Source organism: Pseudomonas sp. S31 (genome assembly GCF_016648105.1).
Classification (GTDB): Bacteria; Pseudomonadota; Gammaproteobacteria; order Pseudomonadales; family Pseudomonadaceae; genus Aquipseudomonas.
In genome coordinates, this window is the sequence record NZ_JACVVE010000002.1 from 47,913 (window position 1) to 71,913 (window position 24,001).

23 protein-coding genes and 1 pseudogene are annotated in these 24,001 nt (G+C 64.6%); 11 read left to right on the forward strand and 13 right to left on the reverse strand.

Annotation, left to right across the window (positions count from 1 at the left end):
• Nucleotides 1-10: 10 nt before the first annotated feature.
• On the forward strand, nucleotides 11-583 hold the full coding sequence (locus tag IAE37_RS02565) for a xanthine phosphoribosyltransferase (protein WP_201168706.1): 573 nt from the start codon (nucleotides 11-13) through the stop codon (nucleotides 581-583).
• A gap of 63 nt (nucleotides 584-646) precedes the next feature.
• Here the strand turns inward: IAE37_RS02565 and IAE37_RS02570 are convergent, their stop codons facing one another.
• The 5 genes from IAE37_RS02570 to dadA all read right to left on the reverse strand — a co-directional run bounded on the left by IAE37_RS02570 (nucleotide 647) and on the right by dadA (nucleotide 6,438).
• Complete coding sequence (locus IAE37_RS02570; RefSeq protein WP_201168709.1) at nucleotides 647-2,503, reverse strand: acetyl-CoA hydrolase/transferase family protein; 1,857 nt, start codon at nucleotides 2,501-2,503, stop codon at nucleotides 647-649.
• 209 nt (nucleotides 2,504-2,712) lie between these two features.
• The gene (locus IAE37_RS02575; protein ID WP_201169397.1) at nucleotides 2,713-3,117 is read right to left on the reverse strand and encodes a c-type cytochrome; all 405 of its coding nucleotides are present in this window, start codon (nucleotides 3,115-3,117) and stop codon (nucleotides 2,713-2,715) included.
• A gap of 155 nt (nucleotides 3,118-3,272) precedes the next feature.
• Nucleotides 3,273-3,821 carry a cupin domain-containing protein gene (locus IAE37_RS02580; RefSeq protein WP_201168712.1) on the reverse strand — a complete coding sequence of 183 codons (549 nt, stop codon included), beginning with the start codon at nucleotides 3,819-3,821 and terminating at the stop codon, nucleotides 3,273-3,275.
• A gap of 110 nt (nucleotides 3,822-3,931) precedes the next feature.
• On the reverse strand, nucleotides 3,932-5,005 hold the full coding sequence (alr, locus tag IAE37_RS02585; protein WP_201168715.1) for an alanine racemase: 1,074 nt from the start codon (nucleotides 5,003-5,005) through the stop codon (nucleotides 3,932-3,934).
• Between the two features lie 128 nt (nucleotides 5,006-5,133).
• A complete protein-coding gene (gene dadA, locus IAE37_RS02590; protein WP_201168718.1) occupies nucleotides 5,134-6,438 on the reverse strand; it encodes a D-amino acid dehydrogenase in 1,305 nt (434 codons plus the stop codon).
• A gap of 154 nt (nucleotides 6,439-6,592) precedes the next feature.
• Here dadA and dadR point away from each other — a divergent pair, with 154 nt between their 5' ends.
• Nucleotides 6,593-7,081: a transcriptional regulator DadR gene (gene dadR / locus IAE37_RS02595; RefSeq protein WP_201168721.1), complete on the forward strand. Its 489-nt coding sequence runs from the start codon at nucleotides 6,593-6,595 to the stop codon at nucleotides 7,079-7,081.
• 1 nt (nucleotide 7,082) lies between these two features.
• Here the strand turns inward: dadR and IAE37_RS02600 are convergent, their stop codons facing one another.
• Nucleotides 7,083-7,436 carry a YkgJ family cysteine cluster protein gene (locus tag IAE37_RS02600; RefSeq protein ID WP_201168723.1) on the reverse strand — a complete coding sequence of 118 codons (354 nt, stop codon included), beginning with the start codon at nucleotides 7,434-7,436 and terminating at the stop codon, nucleotides 7,083-7,085.
• Between the two features lie 207 nt (nucleotides 7,437-7,643).
• Between IAE37_RS02600 and IAE37_RS02605 the strand changes: the two genes are divergently transcribed.
• Nucleotides 7,644-8,936, forward strand: a complete 1,293-nt coding sequence (locus IAE37_RS02605; RefSeq protein ID WP_201168727.1) for an NAD(P)/FAD-dependent oxidoreductase — start codon at nucleotides 7,644-7,646, stop codon at nucleotides 8,934-8,936.
• Nucleotides 8,937-8,965: 29 nt separating this feature from the next.
• Here the strand turns inward: IAE37_RS02605 and IAE37_RS02610 are convergent, their stop codons facing one another.
• Nucleotides 8,966-9,196, reverse strand: coding sequence for a DUF1127 domain-containing protein (locus IAE37_RS02610; protein WP_201168730.1), 231 nt, complete (start codon nucleotides 9,194-9,196; stop codon nucleotides 8,966-8,968).
• A gap of 178 nt (nucleotides 9,197-9,374) precedes the next feature.
• Here IAE37_RS02610 and IAE37_RS02615 point away from each other — a divergent pair, with 178 nt between their 5' ends.
• Nucleotides 9,375-10,805: an aminotransferase-like domain-containing protein gene (locus tag IAE37_RS02615; RefSeq protein ID WP_201168735.1), complete on the forward strand. Its 1,431-nt coding sequence runs from the start codon at nucleotides 9,375-9,377 to the stop codon at nucleotides 10,803-10,805.
• A 60-nt stretch (nucleotides 10,806-10,865) separates the two neighbouring features.
• Entirely contained in the window at nucleotides 10,866-12,419 is a 1,554-nt protein-coding gene (locus IAE37_RS02620; protein ID WP_201168738.1) for a phospholipase D family protein, read from the forward strand.
• A gap of 36 nt (nucleotides 12,420-12,455) precedes the next feature.
• Here the strand turns inward: IAE37_RS02620 and IAE37_RS02625 are convergent, their stop codons facing one another.
• Both IAE37_RS02625 and IAE37_RS02630 read right to left on the reverse strand, forming a co-directional pair.
• Nucleotides 12,456-13,595, reverse strand: a complete 1,140-nt coding sequence (locus IAE37_RS02625; RefSeq protein ID WP_201168741.1) for an MFS transporter — start codon at nucleotides 13,593-13,595, stop codon at nucleotides 12,456-12,458.
• A 110-nt stretch (nucleotides 13,596-13,705) separates the two neighbouring features.
• A complete protein-coding gene (locus IAE37_RS02630) occupies nucleotides 13,706-15,199 on the reverse strand; it encodes an aldehyde dehydrogenase (RefSeq protein WP_201168744.1) in 1,494 nt (497 codons plus the stop codon).
• A gap of 196 nt (nucleotides 15,200-15,395) precedes the next feature.
• On the opposite strand from IAE37_RS02630, the gene IAE37_RS02635 reads away from it, so the two are divergent.
• Nucleotides 15,396-15,755: a cupin domain-containing protein gene (locus IAE37_RS02635; RefSeq protein WP_201168747.1), complete on the forward strand. Its 360-nt coding sequence runs from the start codon at nucleotides 15,396-15,398 to the stop codon at nucleotides 15,753-15,755.
• A gap of 62 nt (nucleotides 15,756-15,817) precedes the next feature.
• On the opposite strand, the gene rpmG is transcribed toward IAE37_RS02635, so the two are convergent.
• Complete coding sequence (rpmG, locus tag IAE37_RS02640; RefSeq protein WP_003253507.1) at nucleotides 15,818-15,973, reverse strand: 50S ribosomal protein L33; 156 nt, start codon at nucleotides 15,971-15,973, stop codon at nucleotides 15,818-15,820.
• A gap of 11 nt (nucleotides 15,974-15,984) precedes the next feature.
• Nucleotides 15,985-16,221, reverse strand: coding sequence for a 50S ribosomal protein L28 (gene rpmB, locus IAE37_RS02645; RefSeq protein ID WP_003253504.1), 237 nt, complete (start codon nucleotides 16,219-16,221; stop codon nucleotides 15,985-15,987).
• A 385-nt stretch (nucleotides 16,222-16,606) separates the two neighbouring features.
• On the opposite strand from rpmB, the gene IAE37_RS02650 reads away from it, so the two are divergent.
• The gene (locus tag IAE37_RS02650) at nucleotides 16,607-18,196 is read left to right on the forward strand and encodes an ABC transporter substrate-binding protein (RefSeq protein WP_201168750.1); all 1,590 of its coding nucleotides are present in this window, start codon (nucleotides 16,607-16,609) and stop codon (nucleotides 18,194-18,196) included.
• 95 nt (nucleotides 18,197-18,291) lie between these two features.
• Here IAE37_RS02650 and radC read toward each other — a convergent pair whose 3' ends face one another.
• A complete protein-coding gene (gene radC / locus IAE37_RS02655) occupies nucleotides 18,292-18,972 on the reverse strand; it encodes a RadC family protein (RefSeq protein WP_201168752.1) in 681 nt (226 codons plus the stop codon).
• A 128-nt stretch (nucleotides 18,973-19,100) separates the two neighbouring features.
• On the opposite strand from radC, the gene coaBC reads away from it, so the two are divergent.
• From coaBC to argB, 4 genes and pseudogenes are all read left to right on the forward strand, one after another.
• A complete protein-coding gene (gene coaBC, locus IAE37_RS02660) occupies nucleotides 19,101-20,312 on the forward strand; it encodes a bifunctional phosphopantothenoylcysteine decarboxylase/phosphopantothenate--cysteine ligase CoaBC (protein ID WP_201168754.1) in 1,212 nt (403 codons plus the stop codon).
• A 4-nt stretch (nucleotides 20,313-20,316) separates the two neighbouring features.
• Nucleotides 20,317-20,772 (forward strand): dUTP diphosphatase, encoded by a 456-nt coding sequence (dut, locus tag IAE37_RS02665; RefSeq protein WP_201168756.1) that lies wholly within the window; start codon nucleotides 20,317-20,319, stop codon nucleotides 20,770-20,772.
• A gap of 138 nt (nucleotides 20,773-20,910) precedes the next feature.
• Nucleotides 20,911-22,284, forward strand: a pseudogene (locus IAE37_RS02670) (phosphomannomutase/phosphoglucomutase); the annotation flags it as partial.
• Nucleotides 22,285-22,315: 31 nt separating this feature from the next.
• Nucleotides 22,316-23,221: an acetylglutamate kinase gene (gene argB, locus IAE37_RS02675; protein WP_201168761.1), complete on the forward strand. Its 906-nt coding sequence runs from the start codon at nucleotides 22,316-22,318 to the stop codon at nucleotides 23,219-23,221.
• Nucleotides 23,222-23,332: 111 nt separating this feature from the next.
• Here argB and pyrE read toward each other — a convergent pair whose 3' ends face one another.
• Entirely contained in the window at nucleotides 23,333-23,974 is a 642-nt protein-coding gene (gene pyrE / locus IAE37_RS02680; RefSeq protein WP_054901311.1) for an orotate phosphoribosyltransferase, read from the reverse strand.
• Between the last annotated feature and the right edge of the window lie 27 nt (nucleotides 23,975-24,001).

Here is a 24,001-nt window from a genome sequence, read left to right on the forward strand (position 1 = left end):
GGAATACAAAGTGGAAGCACTGCATCAGAAGATTCGCGAAGAAGGCATCGTGCTTTCCGACCAGGTTCTCAAAGTCGACGCGTTTCTCAACCACCAGATCGACCCGGCGCTGATGCAGAAGATCGGTGACGAGTTCGCCCGCCTGTTCGCCGATGCCGGCGTGACCAAGATCGTCACCATCGAAGCATCGGGCATCGCCCCGGCGGTGATGACCGGCCTGAAGCTGGGCGTGCCGGTGATCTTCGCCCGCAAGCACCAGTCGCTGACCCTGACCGAGAACCTGCTGACTGCCACGGTGTATTCCTTCACCAAGCAGACCGAGAACACCGTGGCCATCTCGCCGCGCCACCTCAACAGCAGCGACCGCGTGCTGGTGATCGACGACTTCCTGGCCAACGGCAAGGCGTCGCAGGCACTGATCTCGATCATCAAGCAGGCCGGCGCCACCGTGGCTGGCCTGGGCATCGTCATCGAGAAGTCGTTCCAGGGCGGCCGTGCCGAACTGGACAGCCAGGGCTACCGCGTCGAATCGCTGGCCCGGGTGAAGTCGCTGGAAGGTGGTGTGGTCAGTTTCATCGAGTGATGCTCTGGGGCCGCTTTGCGGCCCATCCGGCCGGATGGGCTGCAAAGCAGCCCCCGGCAATCTTCAGGTCGCCGCCAACCCCGCCAGCAACAACCGCTGGTACAGCTCTTCTTTGAGCCCCTGCGGACTCTCCAGCCCCATCCGCGCCAGGTGCGCTTCATACCCCTCCGGCCCCGGCGCCTCCAGCGTCGCCTTGCCCAGCTCCAGCACCTCGCTCAGCTTGAACTTGCTCTTCAACCAGTTCAACGCACGCAGCAGGTCCTGCTCCTGCGCCGTGAAATCAGTCCCCAGCGGGTACTCCGGGAACAACCGCGCATGCCGCGCCTGGATGGCCTCCAGCCGTTCGGGCGTATTGTCGGTGAACCGCGCATCCAGCGCGAAATCCCCGGGCAACTTGCCCGCACGCTTGGCCTGCTCCATCAGCTCGCCCTGAAACCGCGAATCGGCGATCGCCAACAACCGTGCAATCACCTCGCTGTCGGTCTGCCCGCGCAAGTCTGCAATGCCGTACTCGGTCACCACGATATCGCGCAGGTGCCGGGGAATGGTGCAATGGCCATACTGCCAGTACAGGTTGGAGGTCACCTCGCCGCCTGACTCGCGCCAGCTGCGCAGCAGCAGGATCGAACGCCCACCCTCCAATGCGTGGCCCTGGGCGACGAAGTTGTACTGCCCGCCCACACCACTGAGCACCCGCCCATCTTCCAGCTGGTCGGCCACCCCGGCGCCGAGCAGGGTCATGCCGAACACCGTGTTGACGAAGCGGGCGTCACGCCGCTGGCGGCGCTTGAGGTCTTCGTTGCCGTACAGCTCGTTGATGAAGCTGATCCGGGTCATGGCAAAGCGCGCCCGTTGCTCCAGCGGCATCTCCCGCAACTGCCGATAGAACGCCTGCGGGCCCAGGAAGAACCCACCATGCACCAGGGCACCCTGCTCGTCCGCCGGGCGCCGCACCACGCCAGCCTCGGCCAGCGCCAGCAGGCCGTTGACGAACATTTCGCTGCAGCCATAGAGACCTTCGGCAAAGCTATCCAGGCCCCCTTCGCGCTCGATCAGCCGCTGCCAGGGCGCGATGTCCAATGCCGCGAGCAGGGCCTGGTAGCTGGCGTTGTCGCGTTCGCGCGCCAGCAGCGCCGCCGCCAGCGCATCGCCCATGGCACCGATGCCGACCTGCAAGGTACCGCCATCACGCACCAGGGCACTGGCATACAGGCCGATGCAGTGGTCCTGGAGGGTGACCGGCATGTTCGGCGTGGGGAACAGCCGGCGCTGCTCGGCTTCGTCGATCAGCAGGTCGAAGGCTTCGATGCCCAGCTCGGCGTCGCCCGGCATGTACGGCAACTCGGCATGGACCTGGCCGAGCATGAGGATGGTTTCGCCGGCGGCGCGGCGCTTGGCGATCATCGGCAGCAGGTCGAGGGTGATGTCGGGGTTGCAGGCGAGGCTCAGCTGCACGGGCTTCTCCGGTGTCGCGGCCACCAGCTGGGCGATCAGGTTCAGGCCCTTGGCGTTGATGTCACGCGCGGCGTGGCTGTAGTTGCTGCTGACGTAGTCCTGCTGCGCGGCCTCGCTGTGCAGCAAGCTGCCGGGCTGCATGAAGAATTGCTCGACGCGGATGTTGGACGGCAACGCGTCGTTGCGCAGGTCCTGGAGGTATTCGAGCTCTTCGTAATCGGCGAACACCCGCTCGACGAAGGGTTCGAGGAAACGCCGTTGCAGGCCATCGCCCAACGGCGGGCGGCCTAGGGACAAGGCGGTGTAGATCGTCAGCCGACGTTCAGGCAAATCCCGCACCCGGGCGTAGAGCGCGTTGACGAAGGCGTTGGGTTTGCCCAGGCCCAGGGGCAGGCCCATGTGGATGTGGGCTGGCAGGCGTGCCAGGACCTGCTCGACGGCCTGGTCGAGGGAGCAGAGGTGCATCGGGGCCTCCTGAATCCGTGGGGGTCAGGGGTTTGACAGAGGGTTGGACTAGTTGGTTGCCTGTTCCGGCCTATTCGCGGGTAAACCCGCTCCTACAGAGGTTGTGATGACCCTGTAGGAGCGGGTTTACCCGCGAAAGGGCCGCCACAGGCAACCCAAAAAACAAAGCCCGCCAACGATGGCGGGCCTCATGCAATTCATCTACTGGCTCAGAGTCCGGACATCTTCTTGATCGCCCCTTTAAGGTCGTCATCCGAGCAATCCGCACAAGTGCCCTTCGGCGGCATGGCGTTCAAACCGGTAATGGCCTTGGCGAGGATGCCATCGAGGCCGCCCTGGTGATCGGCGCGCTCCTTCCAGGCCGCTGTGTCGCCGATCTTCGGCGCACCCAGCAAGCCCGTGCCATGGCAGGCGTTGCAATGCTTGGCAATGATGTCGTCGGGGGTCTTGGCAGCGCCTCCACCCGCGCTGGCGGCGACCTCCATGCCCTTGCACTCCTGGCCCTGCACGCACACCTGGCCCACAGGCTCGAGGCGCTTGGCGAGGTCATCGTTGGTTGCGGCGGTTGCACTCATTGCCCAGAGGGCGAAAACAGCTGCTGGTACGGCCAGCATCTTCTTGATTTGGTTCACGCGTACACCCTCATGGTGGCTAATCACGCCCGCGGCCACGGTAAAGCGAGCGTTGAAAAGTATAGCGGGAACCCGGAAGCCGTGGAAACGACCCTACAAGCGAAAGGGGTATTGCCGATTCAATGCACTGCGCTGGATCAAAAGTTCGAGGGCGTGGCCGCACTGATCAACCGCGCCGGCTCGCCGAACGGGTTGCGAAAGCGGTGCGGGCGGGTACTTTCGAAGTAGTAGCTGTCGCCTTCCTCGAGGATGAAGGTCTCGCTACCGACCACCAGCTCCAGGCGGCCTTCGAGCAGGATGCCGGTTTCTTCACCATCGTGGGTGAGCATCTCTTCACCGGTGTCCGCCCCCGGTGGGTAGACCTCGGTGAGAAAGGCGATGGCACGGTTGGGGTGTGATTTGCCGACCAGCTTCATGGTCACCGCGCCGTCGGAGATATCGATCAGCTCGTGGGCCTTGTAGACGATCTGCGCGGGGCTTTCTGCTTCCAGCTCCACCGAAAAGAATTCGACCATGGACATGGGAATGCCGCTCAGCACCTTGCGCAGCGAGCTGATCGATGGGCTCACGCTGTTTTTCTCGATCATCGAGATGGTGCTGTTGGTGACACCCGCACGCTTGGCCAGCTCACGCTGGGACAGGCCCTTGAGCTTGCGGATGGCTTGCAGTCGTTCGCCGACGTCCAAAGCTGGAGCCTCCTGAATCGGTGGGGTGGGCGGGTGGATGTGAACGATATCATGGCAACGCCGTTCAGTATTTACAACACACCACGCCTCAACCTGTCCGGTTCAGCGGCTCATTCGCCGTAATAATCCAACGGCACCCGCTTGAGGTTGCAGAAGATCTGGTAGGGGATGCTGCCGGCGCGCTGGGCCACGTCGCTGGCCAGCACCTGCTTGCCCCACAGCTCGACCGGGCTGCCGACAGTGGCCTCGGGCACGTCGGTAAGGTCGATGCAGAGCATGTCCATCGATACCCGGCCAATCAGCTCGGCGCGCTTGCCGGCGACCACCACTGGGGTGCCGCTGGGAGCATGGCGCGGATAGCCGTCGGCGTAGCCCATGGCGACCACGCCGACGCGGGTCGGGCGCTGGCCGATGAACTTGGCGCCGTAGCCCACCGGCTCACCGGCCGGCAACTCACGGACGCTGATCACCCGCGATTGCAGGGTCATCACCGGCTGCAGGCGCGCGGCCTGGGCCTGCGGCTGCTCGAACGGTGTGGCGCCGTACAGCATGATGCCCGGCCGCACCCAGTCGCTGGGAGCCTGGGGCCAGGCCAGCACACCTGGCGAATTGCGCAGGCTGCACTCGGCACTGAGGCCTTCACGCGCGGCCTGGAACACGGCGATCTGTTGCGCGGTGGCATCGGCGTCCGGCTCGTCGGCCCGGGCGAAGTGGCTCATCAGCACGATGCGCGCGACCTTGCCGCTGGCGAGCAGGCGCCGGTAGGCGTCGTGGTAGTCCTTGGGGTGCAGGCCGACCCGATGCATGCCGGTGTCGAGCTTGAGCCAGACGGTGAGCGGCTTGTGTACGGCGGTGGTTTCGATGGCCTCGAGCTGCCACAGCGAATGCACCACGCACCACAGGTCATGCTCGGCAATCAGCGCCAGCTCGCTGGCCTCGAAGAAGCCTTCGAGCAGCAATACCGGGGCCTTGATACCGGCAGCGCGCAGCTCCAGCGCTTCCTCGATGCAGGCCACGGCAAAGCCGTCGGCCTCGGGTTCGAGGGCCAGGGCGCAGCGCACGGCGCCATGGCCGTAGGCATCGGCCTTGACCACGGCGAGCGCCTTGGCGCCGGACAATTCACGGGCCAGGCGATAGTTGTGACGGAGGGCTTGGAGATCGATCAGGGCGCGGGCGGGGCGCATGGCGGGCTGCCTTATGGTGGTTCAGGTTGAAATCGGTGTTGGATTCTTCGCGGCTAAAGCCGCTCCTACAGGTTCGTGCAATTCCTGTAGGAGCGGCTTTAGCCGCGAAGAGGCCGGTACAGGCGACCTTATTGCTGATGGGCAGGCTCGGTCCGCCCGTGCTTGGCCACTTCCCGAGTATTGCCATACCGCGAAATGTCCAGGCCTTCGGCGCTGATCTGCGGCTTCTTGCGCGCGATCAGGTCGGCCAGCAAACGACCGGAGCCGCAGGCCATGGTCCACCCCAGCGTCCCATGCCCGGTGTTGAGGAACAGATTGCGGAACGCAGTGGCGCCCACGATCGGCGTGCCATCCGGGGTAGCCGGGCGTAGGCCGGTCCAGAAACTGGCCTGGCTCAGATCGCCGCCGCGAGGATAAAGGTCGTTGACGATCATCTCCAGCGTTTCGCGCCGACGCGGGTTCAGCGAAAGGTCGAAGCCGGCGATCTCCGCCATGCCGCCAACGCGAATGCGGTTGTCGAAACGGGTGATGGCCACCTTGTAGGTTTCGTCGAGAATGGTCGAGGTTGGCGCCATGTCAGCGTTGGTGATCGGCACGGTCAACGAATAACCCTTCAGCGGGTAGACCGGCGCGCGGATGCCCAGCGGCTTGAGCATCTGCGGCGAATAGCTGCCCAACGCCAGCACGTAGCGGTCGGCGGTTTCCAGCTTGCCGTCGATCCACACGCCATTGATGCGGTCACCAGCGAAGTCCAGGCGCTGGATGTCCTGGCCGAAGCGGAACTCGACACCCAGCTTGACGGCCATGTCGGCCAGCTTGGTGGTGAACATCTGGCAGTCGCCGGTCTGGTCGTTGGGCAGGCGCAGGGCACCGGCGAGGATGTCCTTGACCCCGGCCAGGGCCGGCTCGACACGGGCGATGCCGTCGCGATCGAGCAGCTCGTAGGGCACCCCGGACTGTTCGAGCACGGCGATGTCCTTGGCTGCGGCATCGAGCTGGGCCTGGGTACGGAACAGCTGGGTGGTGCCCAGGGTGCGGCTTTCGTAGGCGATGCCGGTTTCGCGGCGCAGTTCGTCGAGGCAGTCACGGCTGTACTCGGACAGACGCACCATGCGCTCCTTGTTCACCGCGTAGCGGCTGGCGGTGCAGTTGCGCAGCATCTGCGCCATCCACAGGTACTGGTCGACGTCGCCGGTGAGCTTGATGGCCAGGGGCGCGTGGCGCTCGAGCAGCCACTTGATGGCCTTGAGCGGCACGCCAGGGGCAGCCCAGGGCGAGGCATAGCCGGGCGAGATCTGGCCGGCATTGGCAAAGCTGGTTTCCATGGCCACGGCCGGCTGGCGGTCGACCACCGTGACTTCGAAACCTTGTCGCGCCAGATAGTAGGCACTGGCGGTACCGATCACACCGCTACCTAATACCAGAACTCGCATCGTTCATCCCTCGCACGCGGTCGCACCGCACTTTTGTTGAAATGGCATGGATGGGCGCAGTATAAAAAGTTGAGACCAGTGCAATTCACTATATAAAAGCCTATTATTGGCGAGAATTCTCGGCAAAATCGCCTTTCACGGAGGGGCATCCCCTATGAGAACCCAGCACCAGAGCAAGCGTGAACTGGACAAGATCGACCGCAACATCCTGCGAATCCTGCAGGATGACGGGCGTATTTCCTTCACCGAACTGGGCGAGAAAGTCGGGCTGTCCACCACCCCTTGCACCGAGCGCGTGCGCCGCCTGGAGCGCGAGGGCATCATCATGGGCTACAACGCCCGGCTCAATCCGCAGCACCTGAAAGGCAGCTTGCTGGTGTTCGTCGAGATCAGCCTGGACTACAAGTCGGGCGATACCTTCGAGGAGTTCCGCCGCGCGGTGCTCAAGCTGCCCCACGTGCTGGAATGCCACCTGGTGTCGGGCGATTTCGACTACCTGGTGAAGGCGCGTATTTCGGAGATGGCCTCGTACCGCAAGTTGCTCGGCGACATCCTGCTGAAGCTGCCGCACGTGCGTGAGTCGAAGAGCTATATCGTGATGGAAGAGGTGAAGGAGAGCCTCTGCCTGCCGATTCCGGACTGAACTAGACCAGCACTTGCCGGGTGCTGGCGATGAACTGGTGCACCAGCTGTTCGGCCTCGGGCTCGATCGGCTGCTCCGGGCCCCGGCCACGCGGGCAGGCCATGCGCGGCGTGGTGCCGAACAGGCGGCAGATCATCGGCCGCTCTTCATACACCGTGCAGCCGTCGGGCCCCAGGTGCACGCAGTCCAGGTGCGCCAGGGCGGCGTCCTGCTGGGCCTGGGTCTTGCGAGGCAGGCGCGCCATTTCCTCGGCCGAGGTGGTGACCGGTCCGCAGCAGTCATGGCAGCCGGGTACGCATTCGAAGGTCGGGATGAGCTCGCGCAGGAAATGGATCTTGTGGCGGTTGCAGGACATGGCGGGGTACAGAGCTGGGAATTTGGCTGAATTATAGGCTCATTCGCGGGTAAACCCGCTCCTACAGCAACCTCGCAATGGCAGAGCTGACCGTGATCCTGTAGGAGCGGGTTTACCCGCGAACGAGGGCGCAGCCCTCGCCGGTTGCCGCTCTCCCAACCCCGGCTTATCCTCTTTCCCTCAGCCCACAGCCAGCAGGCCCGCCCCATGACCCACAGCGCGCAGCACGCCGCCTCCTACTACGCCGCCAGCAGCGCGCCACACCCCGACCACTCCTTCCTGCAGGGCGAGCACAGCGCCGACGTGTGCATCGTGGGTGGCGGCTATTCAGGTCTGAACACCGCCATCGAACTGGCCGAACGCGGCTTCTCGGTGATCCTCCTGGAAGCCCGCAAGCTGGGATGGGGCGCCAGCGGGCGCAATGGCGGGCAACTGATCCGGGGCGTTGGCCACGGCCTGGAGCAGTTCCTTCCGGTGATCGGCGAGCAAGGCGTACACAGCCTGCAGCTGATGGGCCTGGAGGCCGTGGAAATCGTCCGCGAGCGGGTCGAGCGCCACGCCATCGCCTGCGACCTGACCTGGGGCTATTGCGACCTGGCCAACAAGCCCGCCGAACTGCAAGGCTTCGCCGATGACGCCGAAGCGCTGCGCAACCTCGGCTACCGCCACGAGGTGCGCCTGGTCGGCCAGGACGATATCCACAGCGTGGTCGGCTCCGACCGCTATGTCGGCGGCCTGATCGACATGGGCTCGGGCCACCTGCACCCGCTCAACCTGGCCTTGGGCGAAGCGGCGGTGGCCAGCCGCCTGGGCGTGAAGCTGTTCGAGCAGTCCGAGGTCACCCGCATCGACTACGGCCCTGAAGTGAAGGTGCACACCGCCCAGGGCCAGGTGCGCGCCAAGACCCTGGTGCTGTGCTGCAACGCCTACCTCAACGACCTCAACCCCGAACTCGGCGGCAAGGTGCTGCCGGCCGGTAGCTACATCATCGCCACCGAGCCGCTAGGCGAAGAACGCGCGCGCCAGTTGCTGCCGCAGAACATGGCGGTGTGCGACCAGCGCGTGGCCCTGGACTACTATCGCCTGTCCGCCGATCACCGCTTGCTGTTCGGCGGTGCCTGCCATTACTCGGGCCGTGATCCCAAGGACATCGCCAGCTACATGCGGCCGAAGATGCTCAAGGTGTTCCCGCAACTGGCTGACGTGCGCATCGATTACCAGTGGGGTGGCATGATCGGCATCGGCGCCAACCGCCTGCCGCAGATCGGCCGCTTGGCCAGCCAGCCCAACGTCTATTATGCCCAGGCGTACTCGGGCCATGGGCTCAACGCCACGCACCTGGCTGCGCGCCTGCTCGGCGAAGCCATCAGCGGGCAGGAAAGCGGGCGCTTCGAGCTGTTCGCCAAGGTGCCGCACATCACCTTCCCTGGCGGCAAGCTGCTGCGCTCGCCGCTGCTGGCCTTGGGCATGCTTTGGCATAGGTTGAAAGAACTGACCTGAAGCAAGACACCGCTCCTACAACGATCGCATCAGCCCCTCCAGAAAGGCTTATGGCCTTCGACCCGCGCCTGCTCCCGGCTCAACCCGACATCGTGTAGCGCGTCATCGGTCAGCTGCAACAGGGCCCTGCGGGTCTGCCAGCGATGCAGCATCAGCCCCCAGCGGCCGAAACCTGTGGTCACGTTGGAAACCTTGTCCTGCTGCCCGGCTTCCAGTTCCTTGGCCAACAGCTGCAAGCGCACATCGCTCATTCCACCCATCACTGCACACTCCCGTTCAGTTGATACCGTGAAGAAAGCATGCGCGCCGGCTGGGGCCTCAATACAGATCCAATACAGGCTTATTATCTGCATACAGAATGGGCAGCAGAGCAGCTGAATGGCGGTTTTTCAGCTTAACTGTACTGGCCCTCAGCTCAGAATAAAGCAGGAGTATGCCGTGACGCTCTATCTCAACCTCGCCGAGCTGCTCGGCGCCCGCATCGAGCAGGGCCTCTATCGCCCCGGCCAGCGCCTGCCCTCGGTGCGCGCCCTGAGTGTCGAGCACGGTGTCAGCCTGAGTACCGTGCAGCAGGCCTACCGCATGCTCGAAGACAGCGGCATGGTCTCGCCACGGCCCAAGTCCGGCTACTTCGTCAGCGATCACCGCCACCTCCCCGCCCTGCCCGCCGTCAGCCGCCCGGCCCAGCGCCCGGTGGACATCTCGCAATGGGAGCAGGTGCTCGAACTGGTGCGCAGCACCCCGCGCCGGGACGTGATCCAGCTTGGCCGCGGCATGCCCGACATCGACAGCCCCAGCCTCAAGCCGCTGCTGCGCAGCCTGGCCCAGCTCAGCCGGCGCCAGGACATGCCTGGCCTGTACTACGACAACATCCACGGCAACCAGGCCCTGCGCGAGCAGATCGCCCGCTTGATGCTCGACGCAGGCAGCCGCGTGGGCCCAGCCGAGCTGGTGGTGACGACCGGCTGCCACGAGGCATTGTCGTGCAGCATCCGCGCAGTGTGCGAACCAGGCGACATCGTCGCGGTCGACTCGCCAAGCTTCCACGGCGCCATGCAAACCCTCAAGGGCCTGGGCATGAAGGCGCTGGAGATCCCCACTGACCCGGTCACCGGCATCAGCCTCGAAGCGCTGGAGCTGGCGCTGGAACAGTGGCCGATCAAGCTCATCCAGATCACCCCGAGCTGCAACAACCCGCTGGGCTACATCATGCCCGAAGCCCGTAAGAAGGCCCTGCTGAGCCTGGCCCAGCGCTTCGACGTGGCGATCCTCGAAGACGATGTGTATGGCGACCTGGCCTATACCTACCCACGCCCGCGCACCGTGCACTCATTCGACGACGATGGCCGCGTGCTGCTCTGCAGCTCGTTCTCCAAGACCCTGGCCCCAGGCCTGCGCGTAGGCTGGGTGGCACCAGGACGCTACCTGGAGCGCGTACTGCACATGAAGTACATCAGCACCGGCAGCAGCGCCACCCAGCCACAACTGGCCATCGCCGACTTCATCCAGGGCGGCCACTACCAGCCGCACGTACGCCGCATGCGCAGCCAATACCAGCGTGGCCGCGACCTGATGAGCGACTGGGTGACCCGCTACTTCCCCGCCGGTACCCGAGTCAGCAGGCCCCAAGGCGGCTTCATGCTGTGGGTTGAGTTACCGGAACATTTCGACACGCTGCGCCTGAACCGCGCTTTACTTGAGCAGGGCGTGCAGGTCGCGGTGGGCAGCATCTTCTCGGCTTCGGGCAAGTTCCGCCATTGCTTGCGCATGAACTTCGCGTCGCGGCCCACCGCGCAGATCGAAGACGCCGTGCGCAAGGTCGGTGAAACCGCCCTTCGTCTACTGGAGCAGGACACCAGCGAAGCGTAACTTTGCCCCGCCCTCCACGGTCCAACCTTCCAAGCCCTTGTCGTACAGGACGATTGCCCCTTGAGACTCCAGCGAGCTCTGCCCCTCCTGCTGGCCCTGCTGCTCGCCCTGGCCGGCTGCGCCAGCGTAGATGGGCCGCGCACGGTCAGCCAGGCCCTGCCCGCCAACGACTCGGCCTTCGGCCGCTCGGTATTGCGCCAGGCCGCGCCCTACCAGGGCCGTTCGGGCTTTCGCCTGCTGCCCAACAGCAACGAGGCATTCCGCGCCCGCGCCGAGTTGATCCGCAACGCCCAGGCCAGCATCGACCTGCAGTACTACATCGTCCACGACGGCCTCAGCACCCGCGCCCTGGTGCACGAGTTACTGCGCGCCGCCGACCGCGGGGTGCGAGTGCGCATCCTGCTCGACGACACCACCAGCGATGGCCTCGATACCCTCATCGGCACCCTCGACGCCCACCCGAACATCCACATCCGCCTGTTCAACCCGCTGCACCTGGGCCGCAGCACCGGCGTCACGCGGGCGGCCGGGCGGCTGTTCAACCTCTCGCTGCAGCATCGGCGCATGCACAACAAGCTGTTCCTGGTGGACAACAGCATGGCCATCGTCGGCGGGCGCAACCTGGGCGACGAATACTTCGACGCCGAACCCAACCTCAACTTCACCGACATCGACCTGCTGGGGGTCGGGCCGGTGGCCGAGCAGCTCGGGCACAGTTTCGACCAGTACTGGAACAGCGCCCTGAGCCGACCGATCAGCGAGTTTCTCTGGCACCAGCCCGACGCCGACGACCTGCATCAAAGCCGCCGCCGGCTGGAAGTTTCCCTGGCCGAGGCGCGCACCCAGCGTAAGGAGCTGTACGACCGGCTGATGGCCTACCAGTCGCGCCCGCGTCTGGACGTCTGGCGCAACGAGCTGATCTGGGCGCACAGCCAGGCGCTGTGGGACGCACCCAGCAAGGTGCTGGCCAAGGACGAACCTGACCCGAACCTGCTGCTGGCCCAGCAACTGGCCCCCGACCTCAGCAACGTGCACCGCGAGCTGATTCTGGTATCGGCCTACTTCGTGCCGGGCGAACCGGGGCTGCTGTACCTCACCAGCCGCGCCGACCGCGGCACGTCGGTGAAACTGCTGACCAACTCGCTGGAGGCCACCGACGTGCCGGCGGTGCACGGCGGGTACGCGCCCTATCGCCGAGCCCTGCTCGAACATGGCGTACAACTCTACGAGCTGCGCCGCCAGCCGGGTGACCCGAGCGCCGGACGCCTGAGCTGGCGAGGCAGCTCCGATTCGAGCTTGCACAGCAAGGCGATCGTCTTCGATCGACAGAAGACCTTCATCGGCTCGTTCAACTTCGACCCGCGCTCGTTGCTCTGGAACACCGAGGTCGGCGTGCTGGTAGACAACCCGGAACTGGCCGAATACACCCGGGCGCTGGCGCTGCAAGGCATGGCGCCGGCGCTGAGCTACGAGGTGAAGCTGGTGAATGACCAGATGGTCTGGGCGACCGAGGACGATGGCCATCGCCACGTGCTGACCTCCGAGCCGGGCGGCCTGTGGCGGCAATTCAATGCCTGGATCAGCAAGGCAGTTGGCCTGGAGAAGATGTTGTAGCTGGGATCTTGGGGCCGCTTTGCGCCCCAAGATCCGTCAGGCAGACGCCGGCTCGAACGCCCCGCGCCGCCGGGTCAACAACACCAACCCCGCAGCCCCCGCCGCCATCAGCCACAGCAATGCATGGCCGCTGACCCACTGACTGCCAGCCCCGGCCAGCAGCGGCCCGAGCAGGCAGCCGATGCCCCACAGCTGCGCCACATGGGCATTGGCGCGCACCAGCGCGTCATCCCGATAGCGCTCGCCGATCAACACCAGCGACAAGGTGAACAGCCCACCCGCACTGGCCCCGAACAACACCCACAACGGCCAGATCAGCGGCGTCTGCAGCAACAGCGGGATCGCCAGGCTGGAACCCAGCAATACCACTGCGCAGCCGGTGAACAGGGTACGCCGCGACATGCGATCGGCCAGGGCGCCGATCGGCAGTTGCAGCACCGCGTCCCCCACCACCACGGTACTGACCATGAACAGCGCGATTTCGGTGCTGAAGCCCTGTTGCAGGCAGTACACCGGCAGCAGGGTAAGAATCATCGCCTCGAACGCGGCGAACAGGGCGATGGCCCAGGCGATCACCGGCAGCCGCCGGCAGAAGCCGAACAGGTCGCCGAAGGTCACGCTGCAGGCTTCGGTGCTCGGTGCCCCACCACGGCCCAGCAGCAGCAAGGGCGCCAGCAGCAGCAAGGCGGTGGCGGCCCAGAAACCGAAGTCGTCGTCAGAGCCGAGAAAGCCCAGCACCAGCGGCCCGGCCAGCTGGCTCAAGGCGTAGCTGCTGCCGTACAAGGCCACCAGCCGGCCGCGCCACTGCTCCACCACCAGCTGGTTGATCCAGCTCTCACCGAGGATGAACACCACCGTCAGCGACATGCCGATCAGCAGCCGCAGCGCCAACCACAGCGGGTAGCTCGGCAGCAATGCAAGCAAGCCAATCGACAGCGCCCCGCCCCACAGGCACAGGCGCATCGCCGAGGGTACGCCGACCCAGCCGGCCAGGCGGCTGGCCAGGCTGGCACCGAGCAGCACGCCGATCGCCGGCATCGCCGCCATCACGCCAATGGCGAATCCGCCGTAGCCCCAGCCTTCCAGGCGCAAGGACACCAACGGCATGCTCACCCCGAGCGCGAGCCCGACACTGAGCACCGATGCCAATACGGCAAAGTAGGTTCCCCAACGCATAGCGGCCTCCCAGGCCAATATTTTCCTAGGCCCATTCGCGGGTAAACCCGCTCCTACAGGAACAGTGCAGTCCCTGTAGGAGCGGGTTTACCCGCGAAAAGGCCGCTGGATTACAGCTTGATCCAGGTCGCCTTCAGCTCGGTGTACTTCTCCAGCGCATGCAGCGACTTGTCACGGCCGTTGCCCGACTGCTTGAAGCCACCGAACGGCGCGGTCATGTCGCCGCCGTCGTACTGATTGACCCACACGCTGCCGGCACGCACGGCGCGGGCGGTCTTGTGCGCCTTGGAGATGTCCGAGGTCCAGATGCCGGCAGCCAGGCCATACGGGGTGTCGTTGGCGATGGCGATGGCCTCTTCGGCGGTGTCGAAGGCGATCACCGACAGTACCGGGCCGAAGATCTCTTCCTGGGCGATCTTCATGGCATTGGTCACGCCGTCGAAGATGGTTGGCTCGACGTAGGTGCCACCGGTCTCTTCGAGAGTACGCTTGCCACCGGCCAGCAGCTTGGCGCCGTCCTTGTGACCGGCGTCGATGTACGACAGCACGGTGTTCATCTGCTGGGTATCGACCAGCGCGCCGACGGTGGTCTGCGGGTCCAGCGGGTTGCCTGGCTTCCAGCCCTTGAGGGCCTCGACCACCATGGGCAGGAATTTGTCCTTGATCGAGCGCTCGACCAGCAGGCGCGAACCTGCGGTGCAGACCTCGCCCTGGTTGAAGGCGATGGCGCTGGCGGCGGCTTCGGCGGCGGCTTGCAGGTCCGGAGCGTCGGCGAAGACGATGTTCGGGCTCTTGCCGCCGGCTTCCAGCCAGATGCGCTTCATGTTCGATTCGCCCGCGTAGACCATCAACTGCTTGGCGATCTTGGTCGAGCCGGTGAACACCAGGGTATCGACATCCATGTGCAGGGCCAGGGCCTTGCCCACGGTATGGCCGTAACCTGGCAGCACGTTCAGCACGCCGGCCGGGATGCCGGCCTCGATGGCCAGCTGGGCGATGCGAATGGCGGTCAGCGGCGACTTCTCGGAGGGCTTGAGCACCACCGAGTTGCCGGTGGCCAGGGCCGGGCCGAGCTTCCAGCAGGCCATCAGCAGCGGGAAGTTCCACGGTACGATGGCACCGACCACGCCGACCGGCTCACGGGTAACCAGGCCCAACTGGTCGTGCGGGGTCGGGGCGACTTCGTCGTAGACCTTGTCGATGGCTTCGGCGGTCCAGTGGATGGCATTGGCCGCGCCTGGGATGTCGATGCTGGACGAGTCGCCGATCGGCTTGCCCATGTCCAGGGTTTCGAGCAGCGCCAGCTCTTCGACGTTCTTGCGCAGCAGGTCGGCGAAACGGATCAGCTTGGCCTTGCGCTTGGCCGGGGCCAACTGCGACCAGGCGCCAGAGTTGAAGGTGGCGCGGGCGTTTTCCACGGCCCGGTTGGCATCGGCCAGGTCGCAGCTGGCGACCTTGGCCAGGAAGCGTCCGTCGACCGGGCTCAGGCAGTCGAAGGTTTCACCGGATGCGGCATCGGTGTATTCGCCGTTGATGAAGGCGCGACCTTCGATCTTCAGTTGCTGGGCACGTTGTTCCCAGTCCGCACGAGTCAGGGTGGTCATACGAAACTCCTCCTCTTGTTTAGGTGCAACGCCGCACTGAGGACTCACTGGCGTTGTCAGAATTCTGGCCGGGCGACGAGCGCACACTGGCAACCGTTACCCTAAACCAGCCAGTGTAAACTATCAATATATTTGACACGAAAGGCCCAAAAGCCTACTGATGTTCATTTTATTAAACAATAACAGGAGCCGCACCATGAGCATTGCCAGCATCGTCGATTTCGCCCAGGCCCAGACCCAGGTCGAACGCTACCGCCCTGCAGCAGAAAAAATCCTCAAGGGCGAGCCGGACCAGGCCGTCTACAACCACTACTCAAGCCCTTGCGCGCAGTTCGCCGCCGGCGTGTGGGAAGGCGCCGTGGGGCAATGGACAGTGAACTACACCGAGCACGAGTACTGCGAGATCGTCCAGGGCGTTTCGGTGCTGCGTGACCAGGAAGGTAACGCCAAGACGTTGCGCGCCGGTGACCGTTTCGTCATCCCGGCCGGTTTCAAGGGCACCTGGGAGGTGCTGGAGCCGTGCCGCAAGATCTATGTGATGTTCGAGCAGAAGTGATTCTGCAGGCATAAAAAAACCCGCGTCCTTGCGGATGCGGGTTTTTTCAGGTCGCCGATCAATTACTTGATCTTGGCTTCCTTGTACACCACGTGCTTGCGAACAACCGGATCGTATTTCTTGATCTCGATTTTGTCCGGAGTGGTGCGCTTGTTCTTGTCGGTGGTGTAGAAGTGGCCGGTACCGGCACTCGAAACCAGACGGATCAATTCACGCATGATGTTCTCCCTTAAACCTTGGCGCCAGCTTTACGGATGTCAACCAGAACGGCGTCGATGCCGCGCTTGTCGATGATACGCATGCCTTTGGCGGAAACGCGCAGACGCACGAAACGCTTCTCGGACTCAACCCAGAAACGGTGGTGCTGCAGGTTCGGCAGGAAACGACGACGGGTTTTGTTGTTTGCGTGGGAAATGTTGTTCCCGGTTACTGGACCCTTACCAGTAACTTGACAGACTCTCGACATGACTCAGCCCTCTAAAACCACATGCCCAACCCGGCATGGGTTGGCCGCTTAATCTCTCAGTCTTTGGCGCCAGGCGCCGTGATTCTGGAGGTCTTATCGACCGGATCCGCTGATGCGACAGGCCGAGCCCCTAGAAAAGAGCGCTGCTTTATACCAGAAAGACTCGGCTGCAACAACATGTCGTGATATTACACGTCGTCATTCCCGGCCCCTCGCCTCCCGGCTAAAACGCGCCGCCCAGCATAGCGGCAGGTCTTGGCGTGAGTCGACCACTCGTCGCTGGTTTTGTAAAAAAGGGTGTGGTCATTTGCCGATGGTCACACTAGGGTAGGACGTTTCCAGTCTGCACCGGTCAGATAGGTCACTGACCCACCAAGGAGCTCCGATGCGCGCCGCCGCCCTTTCCTTATTGTTCACCTCGCTGCTCGCCACCGGCATCGCCCAAGCCGCCCCCCTGAGCGTGTGCAGCGAAGCCAGCCCCGAAGGCTTCGACGTGGTCCAGTACAACTCGCTGACCACCACCAACGCCTCGGCGGATGTGCTGATGAACCGCCTGGTCGAGTTCGACGCCGCCCAGGGCAAGGTGGTGCCGAGCCTGGCGCAGAGCTGGAGCGTCTCGGCCGACGGCCTGACCTATGACTTCAAGCTGCGCGACGGGGTGAAGTTTCACACCACGGCCTACTTCAAGCCCACCCGCGAGCTGAATGCCGACGACGTGCTGTTCAGCTTCCAGCGCATGCTCTACCCGGCCCATGCCTGGCACAAGACCGCACCGGGTGGCTATCCGCACGCCCAGTCGCTGCAGCTGGGCAGCCTGATCAAGGCCATCGAGGCACCCGACCCGCAGACCGTGCGCTTCACCCTCAGCCATGCCGATGCCACCTTCCTTGCCACCCTGAGCATGGGCTTCGCCTCGATCTACTCGGCCGAGTACGCCGACCAGTTGCTCAAGGCCGGCACGCCGGAAAAACTCAACAGCCAGCCGGTCGGCACCGGCCCGTTCGTCTTCCAGCGCTTCCAGAAGGACGCCGTGGTGCGCTATCGCGCCAACCCCGACTACTTCGCCGGCAAGCCTGCGGTCGACCCGCTGATCTTCGCCATCACCCCCGACGCCAACGTGCGCCTGCAGAAGCTCAAGCGCAGCGAATGCCAGGTGGCCCTGTCGCCCAAGCCGCTGGACATCGCCGAGGCTGGCAAGGACAGCAACCTGCAGGTGGCCGAGACTCCGGCCTTCATGACCGCTTTCGTCGCCATCAACAGCGAACACCCGCCGCTGGACAAACCCGAGGTGCGCCAGGCGATCAACCTCGCCTTCGACAAGCAGGCCTACCTCAAGGCCGTGTTCGAAGGTACCGGCACCGCGGCGAACGGGCCGTACCCGGCCAACACCTGGAGCTACGCCAAGGACCTGCCGGGCTACCCACTGGACCCAGCCAAGGCCAAGGCCCTGCTGGCCAAGGCCGGCCTTGCCGAAGGCTTCAGCACGACGATCTGGACCCGCCCGTCGGGCAGCCTGCTCAACCCCAACCCAAGCCTGGGCGCGCAGATGCTCCAGGCCGACCTGGCCAAGATCGGCATCAAGGCCGAGATCCGCGTGATCGAATGGGGCGAGCTGATCCGCCGCGCCAAGGCCGGCGAGCATGACCTGCTGTTCATGGGCTGGGCCGGCGACAACGGCGACCCGGACAACTTCCTCAGCCCGCAGTTTTCCTGCGCGGCGGTGAAGTCGGGGACCAACTTCGCACGCTTCTGCGACAGCCGCCTGGACCAACTGATCAGCGCCGGGCGCACCACCAACGACCAGAGCGTGCGCAGCCGGCTGTACCAGCAGGCGCAGACCCTGATCCAGCAGCAGGCGCTGTGGGTGCCGCTGGCCCACCCGACGGCGGCGACACTGCTGCGCAAGGGTGTCGAGGGGTATCAGGTGAGCCCGTTCGGGCGATTGGATTTCAGCAAGGTGTCGGTGAGCCGCTGAGCGTGCACTGGCCTCTTCGCGGGTAAACCCGCTCCTACAGGGGCTTGAATTGCCTGTAGGAGCGGGCTTACTCGCGAAGAAGCCAGCACAGATTCTCAGGCCACAACCCACCCCCGCTCGACCATCGACAGCGGCTCCCCATCGCCAACGATGATGTGATCGAGCACCCGCACATCGATCAACGCCAACCCCCGCTTCAACGACACGGTCAGGTGCACGTCATCCTGGCTCGGCTCGCTGTTGCCCGAGGGATGGTTGTGGCACAGGATCAGCGCCGCTGCGTTGTGCTGCAACGCCCGCCGTACCACCTCCCGAGGGTAGACGCTCGCCCGGTCGATCGTCCCCCTGAACAGGATCTCGAACGCCAGCGGCCTGTGCTTGGTATCCAGGAACAGGCAGCCGAATACCTCGCTCACCTCATGCCGGAGCATGGCTTTCAGATAGCTACGCACTGCTGCCGGGCTGTCCATGGCCGATTCACGCGCGATGGCCGTGGCCAGGTGCCTGCGCCCGATCTCCAGCATTGCCTGCAACTGGCTGTACCTCACAGGCCCCAGGCCGAGCTCGCCAACGAAGGCCTCGCGATCAGCCTCCAGCAACTGACGTAAACCACCGAACTTCACCAGCAGCCCTCGTGCCAGCTCCACGACATTGCGCCCGCGCACGCCCGAACCGAGAAACACGGCCAACAGTTCCGCGTCGGTCAGGCTCCCAGCCCCGCGCTGCAGCAACTTCTCCCTCGGCCGCTCATCCGCCGGCCATTCCCTGATGTTCATCCCTGCTCCCTGCCCTAGCTGCGGCCCGTTTCGGCCCTGTGTTAATCTATTTCGCCTCGTACATGCGACTTTCCGCCGCAGGCAATTGTGAAGGTCGCGGCCCGCTCTCACTGGAAAAAGGCAAGCCTATGCAGCGGCTGTATCGCAAGCGCATCGTTCTCGGCGTGGGGGGTGGCATTGCCGCCTACAAGAGCGCCGAGCTGATCCGCCGACTCCTCGAGCACGGCGCGCAGGTGCGCGTCGTCATGACCCGCGGGGGTGCCGAGTTCATCACTCCGCTGACCCTGCAGGCGCTGTCCGGCCACCCGGTGCACATGGACCTGCTCGACCCTGCCGCCGAAGCGGCCATGGGCCATATCGAACTGGCCAAGTGGGCCGACCTGGTACTCATCGCCCCCGCCACCGCCGACCTCATGGCGCGCCTGGCCCAGGGCATGGCCGACGACCTGCTGACCACCCTGGTACTGGCCACCGACGCCACCGTGGCCGTGGCCCCAGCGATGAACCAGGCAATGTGGCGCGACCCGGCCACCCAGGCCAACCTCGACCTCCTGAAAAGCCGTGGCATCCAGGTGTTCGGCCCGGCCTCCGGCAGCCAGGCCTGCGGCGACGTGGGCCTGGGCCGCATGCTCGAAGCCACCGACCTGGCCTGGTGCGCCGCCGAAAGCTTCAAGCGCCAGGCGCTGACCGGCAAGCACGTGCTGATCACTGCCGGCCCGACTCAGGAAAACATCGACCCGGTGCGCTACATCACCAATCATAGCTCCGGGAAGATGGGCTTCGCCCTGGCCGAGGCGGCCGCCGAGGCCGGTGCCCGGGTGACCCTGGTGACCGGCCCCGTGCACCTGGCGACCCCCGACCGGGTCAACCGCATCGACGTGGTCAGCGCGCGGGACATGCTCGCGGCCTGCGAAGCGGCCATGCCATGCGACCTGTTCATCGCCTCGGCAGCGGTCGCAGACTACCGCCCAGAGGTGGTCGCCCCGCAAAAGCTCAAGAAAGACCCTACGACGGGCGACGGCATGTTGCTGCAGATGGTGCGCAATCCCGATATCCTTGCCACCCTCGCTGGTCGTGCCGACCGCCCGTTCAGCGTCGGCTTCGCCGCCGAGACCGAACACTTGCTCGATTACGCCACGCGCAAGCTCAAGGACAAGAACCTCGACCTGATCGTCGCCAATGATGTTGCCAACCCCAGCATCGGCTTCAACAGCGAGGAAAACGCCCTGACCGTGATCGACCGCCAGCAGCACCAGACCCTCTTCGCGCAGACCAGCAAGGGCAAGATCGCCCGGCAACTGGTCGCCTTCATCGCCGAACGGCTCAACCAGGTTCAATAGTTACATGCACGCTCTTCAAGCCAAGATCCGCGACCCGCGCCTGGGTACCGAATTCCCCCTGCCGCACTACGCCACCCCAGGCTCCGCTGGCCTCGACCTGCGCGCCATGCTGAAAGAGGACACCGTCCTCGAACCGGGCCAGACCCTGCTGATCCCCACCGGCCTGTCGATCTACATCGGCGACCCTGGCCTGGCGGCGCTGATCCTGCCGCGCTCGGGCCTCGGTCACAAACACGGCATCGTGCTCGGCAACCTGGTCGGCCTGATCGACTCGGACTACCAGGGCGAGCTGATGGTGTCGTGCTGGAACCGCGGCAATACACCGTTCACCATCGCCATCGGCGAGCGCATCGCGCAACTGGTGCTGGTGCCTGTGGTGCAAGCGCATTTCGACATCGTCGAGCAGTTCGACGAGAGCCAGCGCGGCACCGGCGGCTTCGGTCACTCCGGCAGCCACTGAGCCGATCCAGCGACCGTTGGGGCCATGGATGGCGAACTCTCTGGCGAAACCATCGTCCAACCGTCCAGTTTGCGCCTGCCCAGACAGCCTTTGACTAATGGAGCTCCCCCAGAGATGAACGACATGGCCCAGCTGGTACCCGCACTGCCCGACAGCATTTTCCGCGCGTATGACATCCGCGGCGTGGTCGGCAAGACGCTGCATGGCGAAACCGCCTACTGGATCGGCCGCGCCATCGGCGCGCAGAGCCTCGCCCAAGGCGAACCCCAGATTTCCGTAGGCCGTGACGGCCGCCTTTCCGGCCCGATGCTGGTCGAGCAGCTGATCCAGGGCCTGGTCGATGCCGGTTGCCAGGTCAGCGACGTCGGCCTGGTGCCCACGCCCGCGCTGTACTACGCGGCCAACGTCCTGGCCGGCAAGTCCGGGGTGATGCTCACCGGCAGCCACAACCCGTCCGACTACAACGGCTTCAAGATCGTCATCGCCGGTGACACCCTGGCCAACGAACAGATCCAGGCGCTGCTCACCCGCCTGAAAACCAATGACGTACCGCGCGGCGAAGGCCGTGTGGAAAAGGTCGAGATCCTCGACCGCTACTTCCAGCAGATCGTCGCCGACGTGAAGCTGGCAAAGAAACTCAAGGTGGTGGTGGACTGCGGCAACGGCGCCGCTGGCGTCATCGCCCCGCAACTGATCGAAGCCCTGGGCTGCGAGGTGATCCCGCTGTTCTGCGAGGTGGACGGCAACTTCCCCAACCACCACCCGGACCCGGGCAAACCGGAAAACCTCGAAGACCTGATCGCCAAGGTCAAGGAAACCGGCGCCGACATCGGCCTGGCCTTCGATGGCGACGGTGACCGTGTGGGCGTGGTCACCAACACCGGCAGCATCGTCTACCCCGACCGCCTGCTGATGCTGTTCGCCCTCGACGTGCTGGAGCGCAACCCAGGTGCCGAGATCATCTTCGACGTCAAGTGCACTCGCCGCCTGACCCCGCTGATCGAACAGCACGGCGGCCGCGCCCTGATGTGGAAGACCGGCCACTCGCTGATCAAGAAGAAGATGAAGCAGACCGGCTCGCTGCTGGCCGGCGAGATGAGCGGGCACATCTTCATCAAGGAGCGCTGGTACGGTTTCGACGACGGCATCTACAGCGCCGCGCGCCTGCTGGAGATCCTCAGCAAGGCCTCGCAGAACGCCGAGGACCTGTTCGCCACCTTCCCGAACGATATTTCCACGCCGGAAATCAACATTGATGTGACCGACGAGGGTAAATTCAGCATCATTGACGCACTGCAACGCGACGCCGACTGGGGCGATGCCAACCTGACCACCATCGACGGTGTGCGGGTCGACTACGCCCATGGCTGGGGCCTGGTACGCGCCTCCAACACCACACCGGTGCTGGTGCTGCGCTTCGAGGCCGACAGCGACGTCGAATTGCAACGCATCAAGGATGTTTTCCGCGCGCAGCTGCTGCGGGTCGCCCCTGATCTGCAACTGCCGTTCTGACCGACTATCTGTTCCTTACAGGAGCCCCTGCATGACCCTCGATCGCGATGCCGCTTCCCATGTAGCCGAGGTTTTGTCCGAAGCACTGCCTTACATTCGCCGCTTTGTCGGCAAGACCCTGGTGATCAAGTACGGCGGCAACGCGATGGAGAGCGAAGAGCTCAAGACCGGCTTCGCCCGCGACATCGTGCTGATGAAGGCCGTGGGCATCAACCCGGTGGTCGTGCACGGCGGCGGCCCGCAGATCGGTGACCTGCTCAAGCGCCTGTCGATCGAGAGCCACTTCATCGACGGCATGCGCGTCACCGACGCGGCCACCATGGACGTGGTGGAGATGGTCCTCGGCGGCCAGGTCAACAAGGACATCGTCAACCTGATCAACCGCCACGGCGGCAGCGCCATCGGCCTGACCGGCAAGGACGCCGAGCTGATCCGTGCGCGCAAGCTCACCGTCAGCCGCCAGACGCCGGAAATGACCCAGCCGGAAATCATCGACATCGGCCATGTCGGCGAAGTCGTCAGCGTCAACACCGATCTGCTGAACATGCTGGTCAAGGGCGACTTCATCCCGGTGATCGCACCGATCGGCGTGGGGGCCGACGGTGAGTCGTACAACATCAACGCCGACCTGGTGGCCGGCAAGGTGGCCGAGGCGCTGAAGGCCGAGAAGCTGATGCTGCTGACCAACATCGCCGGCCTGATGGACAAGCAAGGCCAGGTCCTGACCGGCCTGACCACCGAGCAGGTCAACGAGCTGATCGCCGACGGCACCATCTACGGTGGCATGCTGCCGAAGATCAAGTGCGCGCTGGATGCGGTGCAGGGCGGCGTGACCACCTCGCACATCATCGACGGTCGCGTGCCGAACGCGGTGCTGCTGGAGATCTTCACCGACAGCGGCGTCGGCACCCTGATCAGCAACCGCAAGCGTCACTGATCCTCAGCGCTGTACCTGTAGGAGCGGGTTTACCCGCGAAAGGGCCGTAACAGGCGACACAAAAAAGGCGACTTTCTCACGAAAGTCGCCTTTTTCATTACCGAGCCAGGATCAGATCCCGTACTGCGCCCGATACGCCTCCACAGCCGGCAGATGCTGCTTGAGCTGCGGGTCATCGGCCAGGAACTCCAGCACCTGGGTCAGCGAAACGATGCTGACCACTGGAATGCCGAAGTCGCGCTCCACTTCCTGGATCGCCGACAGCTCGCCATTGCCACGCTCCTCGCGGTTCAGCGCGATCAACACGCCAGCGGCCTTGGCCTGCTGGGCGTTGATGATCTGCATGACCTCGCGGATGGCGGTGCCAGCGGTGATCACGTCGTCGATGATCAGCACCTCACCGGCCAGCGGGGCGCCGACCAGGCTGCCGCCTTCGCCGTGATCCTTGGCTTCCTTGCGGTTGAAGCACCATGGCACGTCGAGCTGATGCTGCTCGGCCAGGGCCACGGCCGTGGCCGCCGCCAGGGGGATACCCTTGTAGGCCGGGCCGAACAAAACGTCGAAGGGGATCTTGCTGTCGACGATGGCCGCGGCGTAGCAACGCCCCAGTTGGGCCAGGGCGGAACCTGTGTTGAACAGGCCGGCATTGAAGAAATACGGGCTGGTACGCCCCGATTTCAGGGTGAATTCACCGAAACGCAGGACCCCGCGATCGATGGCAAAACGGATAAAGTCGCGCTGATACGGCTGCATGGAAAGTCCCGGACACCACGGATTTAG

Bases quoted from the DNA above. Each gene is read 5' to 3' on its own strand.
- IAE37_RS02570 (WP_201168709.1), bottom strand. From the start codon at position 2,503: ATGCACCTCTGCTCCCTCGACCAGGCCGTCGAGCAGGTCCTGGCACGC.
- IAE37_RS02575 (WP_201169397.1), bottom strand. From the start codon at position 3,117: ATGCTGGCCGTACCAGCAGCTGTTTTCGCCCTCTGGGCAATGAGTGCA.
- alr (WP_201168715.1), bottom strand. From the start codon at position 5,005: ATGCGCCCCGCCCGCGCCCTGATCGATCTCCAAGCCCTCCGTCACAAC.
- dadA (WP_201168718.1), bottom strand. From the start codon at position 6,438: ATGCGAGTTCTGGTATTAGGTAGCGGTGTGATCGGTACCGCCAGTGCC.
- dadR (WP_201168721.1), top strand. From the start codon at position 6,593: ATGAGAACCCAGCACCAGAGCAAGCGTGAACTGGACAAGATCGACCGC.
- IAE37_RS02600 (WP_201168723.1), bottom strand. From the start codon at position 7,436: ATGTCCTGCAACCGCCACAAGATCCATTTCCTGCGCGAGCTCATCCCG.
- IAE37_RS02605 (WP_201168727.1), top strand. From the start codon at position 7,644: ATGACCCACAGCGCGCAGCACGCCGCCTCCTACTACGCCGCCAGCAGC.
- IAE37_RS02610 (WP_201168730.1), bottom strand. From the start codon at position 9,196: ATGGGTGGAATGAGCGATGTGCGCTTGCAGCTGTTGGCCAAGGAACTG.
- IAE37_RS02625 (WP_201168741.1), bottom strand. From the start codon at position 13,595: ATGCGTTGGGGAACCTACTTTGCCGTATTGGCATCGGTGCTCAGTGTC.
- IAE37_RS02630 (WP_201168744.1), bottom strand. From the start codon at position 15,199: ATGACCACCCTGACTCGTGCGGACTGGGAACAACGTGCCCAGCAACTG.
- IAE37_RS02635 (WP_201168747.1), top strand. From the start codon at position 15,396: ATGAGCATTGCCAGCATCGTCGATTTCGCCCAGGCCCAGACCCAGGTC.
- rpmG (WP_003253507.1), bottom strand. From the start codon at position 15,973: ATGCGTGAATTGATCCGTCTGGTTTCGAGTGCCGGTACCGGCCACTTC.
- rpmB (WP_003253504.1), bottom strand. From the start codon at position 16,221: ATGTCGAGAGTCTGTCAAGTTACTGGTAAGGGTCCAGTAACCGGGAAC.
- IAE37_RS02650 (WP_201168750.1), top strand. From the start codon at position 16,607: ATGCGCGCCGCCGCCCTTTCCTTATTGTTCACCTCGCTGCTCGCCACC.
- radC (WP_201168752.1), bottom strand. From the start codon at position 18,972: ATGAACATCAGGGAATGGCCGGCGGATGAGCGGCCGAGGGAGAAGTTG.
- coaBC (WP_201168754.1), top strand. From the start codon at position 19,101: ATGCAGCGGCTGTATCGCAAGCGCATCGTTCTCGGCGTGGGGGGTGGC.
- dut (WP_201168756.1), top strand. From the start codon at position 20,317: ATGCACGCTCTTCAAGCCAAGATCCGCGACCCGCGCCTGGGTACCGAA.
- argB (WP_201168761.1), top strand. From the start codon at position 22,316: ATGACCCTCGATCGCGATGCCGCTTCCCATGTAGCCGAGGTTTTGTCC.
- pyrE (WP_054901311.1), bottom strand. From the start codon at position 23,974: ATGCAGCCGTATCAGCGCGACTTTATCCGTTTTGCCATCGATCGCGGG.